The sequence below is a fragment of the bacterium genome (genome assembly GCA_021158245.1).
Taxonomy (GTDB): domain Bacteria; phylum Zhuqueibacterota; class QNDG01; order QNDG01; family QNDG01; genus QNDG01.
Genome location: JAGGVB010000096.1, coordinates 1 through 7673 on the forward strand (window position 1 = coordinate 1; position 7673 = coordinate 7673).

Sequence of the window (7673 nt, forward strand, 5' to 3'; positions counted from 1 at the left end):
CCGCCGCCTGACATGGCAATAATTTTTACATCAGGAGATATCTTTTTTAAATCCCGAATAGTTTCTATCCCCTCTTTTTTCGGCATAATGATATCAGTTAAGACAAGGTCAGCGGGCCTCTCATTGTACAATTTGATTCCCTCTTCTCCGTCACCTGCAATTACAACTTCATGGCCTTCTCTTTCAAGGTAGCGTCTTATAATTGTCTGGATTATGCGTTCATCTTCCATTACAAGTATATATGCCAAAACTGAAACCTCCCTTCTGTCTGCACTTATTAAGCAGAAACATTAATAGAAAGAAACAGAATTTAAAGAGCACGGGTATTCTTACTCCTGTTTTATTCCCCTTTTCCTGAAGAGGATTCATCACCGATCACACGGCTGGAAAGAATAACAATCGGAGCCAGCGGTACATCCTGCATGCCGTTCCTGATTCCGGTCTTTGCTTTGGCAATCTTGTCAACAACACCCATACCCTTAACAACTTCACCGAAAACGCAATACCCATATCCCGAAGCACTGCTGTTTTTATAATCAAGCGGATGGTTGTCCACCAAATTGATAAAAAATTGAGATGTCGCGCTGTTCACTTCTCCGGTACGCGCATAAGCTACTGTACCGCGGTAATTCTTTAAACCATTATCCGCTTCATTCTGAATAGGGCTGTTAACCGGCTTTCTGTTAAGATTTGCATCAAAACCGCCGCCCTGAATCATAAATCCGTCAATAACTCTGTGAAATACAGTCCCATTGTAAAAGCCTGAACGTACGTATGAAAGAAAATTGTTTACAGAGACAGGTGCATCTCCCGGAAAAAGTTTAATTTCAATATCCCCCACAGTAGTCTGAAAAATCACGGTTAGAGGCGGTTTTTTATTAACAGATGAAGAACTGCACGCAGCAATAATCACGGATAGAACCGAAGCTATAAGCCCTAATACAATTGAATTCCTTAACATTTTTTTCCTCTTATTTTTTAACATTTTCAGGGACAGTAACCTCAGCCTTTAAAATTACCACCTCTTTTACAGGAACATCATTCATGCCTTTGTATGTATGTGTTTTTACATTGGCAATTTTATCAACAACATCCATTCCTTTTATTACCTTGCCGAATACTGCATAGCCGAAATCCAGCGGAGTATCACCTTTATGATTAAGAAATGCGTTATCAGCATGATTAATAAAAAATTGTGATGTCGCGCTGTTTATTACAGAAGTCCGTGCATAGGCAATAGTGCCGCGCTTATTCTGCAGCCCGTTTGCAGCTTCGTTCTGAATCGGCGGACGTGTTGTTTTGCGTTTGAAATTTTTATCAAAACCGCCGCCCTGGATCATAAAATTTTTTATAATTCTGTGAAAAATCACACCATCATAAAAACCGGCTTTAACATATTTAATAAAATTATCAACAGAAACAGGCGCTTTATCCCTGAAAAGTTCAAGCATGATATCGCCTTTGTTTGTTTTCAGCAAAACCCTGGGATTGTCCGCTGACAGAGAATTGGAAGCAGATGTAAAAATAGCAATCAAAGCAGCATATACTAATATTTTTCTAAAATCCTTCATAACATCTCCTCTATAATTTTATTTATCATTCATTGCTTTGTATAATTTTTCCCACGTCTTTTCCAGGCCTTCTGAAATGATCTTTGTGCCGCCTGTAACGGGCATAAAATTTGTATCCCCATTCCATCTCGGTACTACATGGAAATGCACATGATCTGCAATTCCTGCTCCTGCAGGCCTGCCAAGATTCATGCCTATGTTAAATCCCTGAGGATTCATTACATCTTTCAGTACCTGGCAGCATTTGTCAATAACCTGAAAAAGCTCGAGTTTTTCCTCATCGTCAAGTTCCTGAATTGTACTTGTGTGCTTATACGGGACAATCAGGAGATGGCCGTTATTATAGGGGAATCTGTTCATAATTACAAAACAGGTTTTTCCCCTGAAAACTATCAAATTTTCTCTGTCTTTATCTTCTCCTGGCTTTGTACAGAATATACATCCGTTATCCTCATTAACATTTTCAATATACTCCATACGCCACGGAGCCCATAAAATATCCATCAGCACATCCCCTGTAAAGGAATTAAAAAAAATTTATTTTTTTATTCTTCGCTCTCTTTTGCAGCTTTTGCGCCTTCAATTATCTTTTTCTCCTGATCTTTCGGTACAGGTTCATAATGAGAGAAAGAACGTTTGAAAAGACCCCGTCCTGATGTTATGGACCTGAGAGTCGTAGCGTACCTGTCAAGTTCTGCAAGCGGTACTTTTGCACGTACGATCTGGAAATGCCCTTCGCTGTCCATTCCGCTGATTTTTCCCCTGCGGCCGGAGAGATCACCCATAACGTCGCCCATATAATCTTCAGGAACTTTTACTTCTACATTATAGATCGGCTCAAGAAGAATGGGCTTTGCCTTAAGCATACATGCTTTGAAAACCTCTCTTCCTGCAGACTGGAAAGCTATCTCTTTTGAATCTACCGGATGCTCTTTTCCGTCATAAACAATTGCTTTTACATCAACAACTTTGTAGCCTGCAATAGGGCCGTTTGTCAAAACATCCCGCACACCTTTTTCAACAGCAGGAATAAATACAGCAGAGATTGCACCGCCTTTGACAATATTTGCAAATTCAAATCCCTTACCTGACTCAAGCGGCTCAATCTTCATCCATACCTCTGCAAACTGCCCTGCACCGCCAGTCTGCTTCTTATGGCGGTACTTATCGTCAGCTTTAGCTGTAATGGTTTCGCGATACGGAATTTTGGGACGTTTCTCATCAACTTCAACTCCAAACCTCTCTTTCAAAGCATTTATAATCACTTTCAGATGAAGGTCACCCTGTCCGGAAATGATAGTCTGTTTCAGTTCTGCATCCTGAACAACAGAAAAGCTCGGGTCTTCATCATGAAGCACATGAAGCCCATTGGAGATTTTATCCTCATCTCCCCTGCTCTTCGGATCAATAGCAACACTGATTACTGGTTCGGGAAACTTTATTTGAGGATAAACTATGGGGTTTTTGGGATCTGAAAGTGTATCGCTTGTAGAAGTATATTTTAATTTGACCAATGCTCCTATATCTCCGGCAGAAAGTACTCCTGCTTCCACTCTCTTTTTGCCGTTTAAAAGATATATCTGGCCGATCTTTTCACTTTTTTGATTTATCGAATTATAGACTTCATCGCCTGAACGAATAGATCCTGAAAATACTTTTATTAAAGACAGCTCTCCAACGTGCGCTTCGGAAATAGTCTTAAAAACAAATGCGCTGAAAGGTTCTTCAGCAGATATCTTACGTTCAATTTTTTCATCTTTCCCCGGGACAGTACCTTCTCTTGCAGTAAAATCAGACGGCGCAGGGCCGTATGCTGCGAGGAAATCAAGAAAGCTGTATCCTCCAATATTTTTTGCAGCAGCACTGCACAAAACCGGCATAATTTTTTTATTTAATATGCCCGCTCTTATACCTTTTTGAAGTTGTTCATCATTAAGATCGCCCTGCTCAAAATATATCTCAAGAAGTTCATCATCACTTTCAGCAGCAGCTTCCACTGCCTGGCTTCTCATCTCTTCAGCCTTTGATTTCAAATCATCCGGCAGATCCGATTCAGTTACCTTTCCGCTGCTTTCTTCGAATGTCAGCAGCTTCATCCTGATAACATCAACAATTTTATTAAATCCCTCGCCCTGATTTACAGGAAACTGGAATGCAACAGCGCCGTTACCGTTTCTCTCTTTTATAGATGCAAATACTTTATCAAAATCAGAATGCTCATTGTCAATCCTGTTAACAACAAAACAGCGGGGAATTCCATACTCATCGGCAAAACTGATAACCTGTTCTGTTCCGACTTCTATTCCTTCTACAGAGGACAATACAACAACTGCAAAATCAGCAACACTTAATGTACCCTTTGTATCGCCTAAAAAATCCGAATACCCCGGTGTGTCTATAATATTTACTCTGCACCCTTTGTGTTCTCCGTGAAGGACAGAAGAGCTTATTGAAATCTTTCTTTCAATTTCATCAGGATGATAATCTGATATTGTTGTCCCCTCATCAATCGTTCCAAGTCTGTTGGTCTCGCCCATTGTATAGACTAAAGCCTCTGCAAAAGAGGTTTTGCCAACTCCTCCATGGCCTGCTAATGCAATATTACGGATTTTATCAACAGAGAATTCCTTCACTGAGTACCTCCTTTTTTAATGCTGTTCAACTATTCATCTATCTTGTTAAGAAGATTCTTTTTTACCTGATCTCTTAATATACGCCCTGTAGGCCCTTTGGGGAGTGATGAAAAGAAATGTACTGATCTGGGGCATTTGTAAGCAGCCATTCTCTCCAGACTGTAATTAATAATTTCTTTTTCATCTGCTGTTTTCCCATCCTGCAGCACGATACATGCATGGATATCTTCACCGTGTTTTGGGTCAGGAAGGCCTATTATTACGATCTCTTTTATCTTGGAATGCCCCTGCAGAAATTTCTCAACTTCCCGCGGGTATACATTAAAGCCGCTTTTGACAATTACACTTTTTTTTCTTACAACAATAAATCCGTACCCGTTCTCATCAAGTTTGGCAAAATCTCCTGTTCTGAGCCACCCGTCCCTCAGCACCTCTTCCGTAGCTTTCGGTTTATTCAGGTAACCCTTCATCACATTAGGGCCCCGAACTATTATCTCTCCTACTTCTCCGGGGAAAACCTCCTGATCATCCTCGTCAACTATTCTCATTTCAACACCAGGCAGCGGCAGCCCGACAGAACCTGCATTGAGTTCTCCCCTCGGATCATTTATTGATACTATTGGAGAAGCTTCGGTAAGGCCGTAAGCTTCCAGAATTATAGTATTAAAACGGCCTTCGAATTTATCAATCACTTCCCTGGAAAGCGAATCACCGCTCGAAATACAGTATTTTAATGAGGATATATCTTCACCGGCTTCAACAGGTAAATCCGCCATTTCCCTGAACATAAAAGGCACACCGAAAAAATATGTTGCTTTTTCTCTTAAAATTGTACTGATAACCGAATGTGCGTCAAAACTCGTCATAAGTACAAGGGAAGCCCCTGCTTTAAAAAACGATCCCATAATAAATGAATGCCCGAGAGGGTGTGAAAGCGGAAGCACGCATATTCCTGTATCATTGCTGCTTACAGGAACAGCCTGGTGTACGGCATTAATATTGGAAAGTATGTTTTTATGCGTAAGGCAGGCCCCTTTCGGCCGGCCTGTAGTACCTGCAGTATAAACAATTAAAGCATTTTCATCAGGATCAACGTCTACTGTTTCTTCAATGGGTTTATTCTTCTCCGTAAGGTATGTAAGTTCTATTTCTCCCGATTCAACCTGTTCGCCAAGTACAATAAATTTACTACACTGCTCAAGCCCTTCCACACCTTCATGTACTCTGTGCCTGTAGCCCTGCCAGTAGACGATTCCTTTTGATTCGGAATCCTCTATTCTGTGATGAATCTCTTCCGCCTTATAATGAATTGATATTGGGATTATGGTAACACCTATTTTCAGGAAAGCAAAATATACAAAAACAAAATGAGGGCCGTTGGGCAGCATTACACCAACCCCGTCGCCCCTCTGAAATCCCAAAGACAGAAATCCCGCTGCAAGACGGTCTGCATTATCTTTAACTTTTTGATATGTTATGCGCTTATCGAGAAAAATAATTGCAGAATTATCCGGATGCTGTTCCGCTGCATCCTCAAGTAATTTATATAAATTATACACGTTCCGATTCCCTGATTTTTTGCATTAATTCTTCTGCATTATAAGAGCTTCTTACAAATGGCCCTGAAGAAACCCATGCAATTCCGTTTTCCTTTGCAAGTCTTCCATACTCCTCGAATTTTTCAGGAGTAACATATTCCACAACAGGATAATGAAGCCTGGAAGGGGCAATATACTGACCCATAGTAAGGATATCGCATCCTGCATCAGAGAGAGATTTGAACACTTCAATCAGTTCATTCTCTGTCTCGCCAAGTCCAAGCATCAGCCCGGATTTAACTTTAATTCCGGGCATAACATTTTTTGCATTTTCCAAAACCTGCAACGACCTTCTGAAATCAGCCTGGGGCCGCACTTCGGGATAGAGCCGCGGTACAGTTTCCACATTATGGTTAAGGATATCCAGCCCTGCAGAAATTACTGTTTTCAAATCATCAATATTCCCTTTTAAATCCGGGATTAATGCTTCTACTGTGGCATCAGGCAGTTGTTTTCTTATCTCGGATATAGTTCTGTAAAAATGTCGTGCTCCCCCGTCTTCGAGATCATCCCTTGTAACAGAAGTAATTACAACATGTTTTAATCCCATGCTTTTAACAGCTTCTGCAACATGAGCCGGCTCTGATTCATCAAGAGGAGCAGGTGTTCCTCCTGCCACACCGCAAAACCTGCAGTTTCTTGTACACACTTCTCCCATTATCATGAAAGTTGCAGTAGGTTTCTGGAAACATTCACTGATATTGGGACAGCCTGCAGACTGGCATACAGTATGAAGCCCCTTGGATTTAATTAACCTCTTAAGGGCAATTACCTTCTCGCTTTCCACCTTCTTCCTTTTTAACCAGACAGGCAGGCGATTAGGCCTGTTTTTTATTTCTGCTTTAATTTGATTATTATCCATAAGATTTTATTTTAATAAAAGTTTTGATGATAATCAAGAAAATTTTGTTTTTACTACAATTAAAATGCGGCAATAATACAATATTTACGATTCTTCTGCAATTTTCACAAAAATTTCGTGCATCTCGCTGTTCTATCCCCAATTCCCAATTTATTTTTTTCTCATCATAGCATTCGGAATATCTTCTAATATTCACTGCCTCAAGTATCTAACTAATAGCAGTAAATCTCTGAGGTTTTCCGGAAAGAGCATATCTATACAGGTTGCGGGCAAGTAACAATATTATGACTGGGAAAATACTTTTAATACGATAAAATTATTGATTTTTTTGGTTCTTCCGTGTCCTATTTGGAAGTATTCGGATATTTTTTATTTAAACGCTTTTTTTAAATACCAGTATTATTAACATTTTAGTTTATTAGTCTTATTATATTGCTGCAGGGAACGTCCTGAACCGTTTCTTTTCTTTATTAATTTTAATTTTTATGTCAGGTATAAATGGACAGTTCTTTGTCTCAAGTCACTATTCGGATAGACGCTTTTTGCCGTCAGGTGCAATGAATTTCAACTGGGTAGTAGCACTAACCACTTGGCTGTTTTCTTTCTTCAACTTGGCTTTAAGGTATTTCCAATAGTTGCGGGTTTTAGTATAGTCGTTTTGGTCGGTAAGCACAGCAACAATATCCAACACCGAAAACCACCACTTGGAGTTCTTTTCGTCCCAAACAGCACGTACTTCCCGGTCGTCAAAAAAACGTATGGATATTTTTTCCTTACTCATATTTTTATTATTCCTTTTTTTGGCACAAAAGGCGTGACAAACGGTTTTGTCCACAAAGAAAATTACATTTTACTGGAACCGGTTTCTGTCCGAACTGAACTGATTAAAATGGACGGCGAAAGCCGTCCAAAGCATAAATAAGCGATTTAGAATAAAACATTCGTTTGCGTCCCATGCTGCAAAGTGTTATACGGCTCATAAACCAATATTGTATCACTTATAATGGCC

7 protein-coding genes and 1 pseudogene are annotated in these 7673 nt (G+C 40.0%); all 8 read right to left on the minus strand.

Translation table 11 applies throughout. The features are described from left to right. A partial coding sequence (locus J7K93_05810) for a response regulator (GenBank protein ID MCD6116509.1) occupies positions 1–248 on the minus strand: 248 nt, incomplete at its 3' end. A 92-nt stretch (positions 249–340) separates the two neighbouring features. After that, positions 341–961 carry a peptidyl-prolyl cis-trans isomerase gene (locus tag J7K93_05815; GenBank protein ID MCD6116510.1) on the minus strand — a complete coding sequence of 207 codons (621 nt, stop codon included), beginning with the start codon at positions 959–961 and terminating at the stop codon, positions 341–343. A 10-nt stretch (positions 962–971) separates the two neighbouring features. After that, positions 972–1571, minus strand: coding sequence for a peptidylprolyl isomerase (locus J7K93_05820; GenBank protein MCD6116511.1), 600 nt, complete (start codon positions 1569–1571; stop codon positions 972–974). A gap of 18 nt (positions 1572–1589) precedes the next feature. Next, positions 1590–2075, minus strand: coding sequence for an HIT domain-containing protein (locus tag J7K93_05825; protein MCD6116512.1), 486 nt, complete (start codon positions 2073–2075; stop codon positions 1590–1592). Positions 2076–2116: 41 nt separating this feature from the next. Beyond that, positions 2117–4204 carry an elongation factor G gene (gene fusA / locus J7K93_05830; protein MCD6116513.1) on the minus strand — a complete coding sequence of 696 codons (2088 nt, stop codon included), beginning with the start codon at positions 4202–4204 and terminating at the stop codon, positions 2117–2119. A gap of 29 nt (positions 4205–4233) precedes the next feature. Beyond that, entirely contained in the window at positions 4234–5763 is a 1530-nt protein-coding gene (locus tag J7K93_05835) for a long-chain fatty acid--CoA ligase (protein ID MCD6116514.1), read from the minus strand. Beyond that, positions 5756–6664 (minus strand): lipoyl synthase, encoded by a 909-nt coding sequence (lipA, locus tag J7K93_05840; GenBank protein ID MCD6116515.1) that lies wholly within the window; start codon positions 6662–6664, stop codon positions 5756–5758. The genes J7K93_05835 and lipA overlap by 8 nt, the downstream gene beginning before the upstream one ends. A 526-nt stretch (positions 6665–7190) precedes the next feature. Further along, a pseudogene (locus J7K93_05845) lies at positions 7191–7445 on the minus strand (cell filamentation protein Fic). Between the last annotated feature and the right edge of the window lie 228 nt (positions 7446–7673).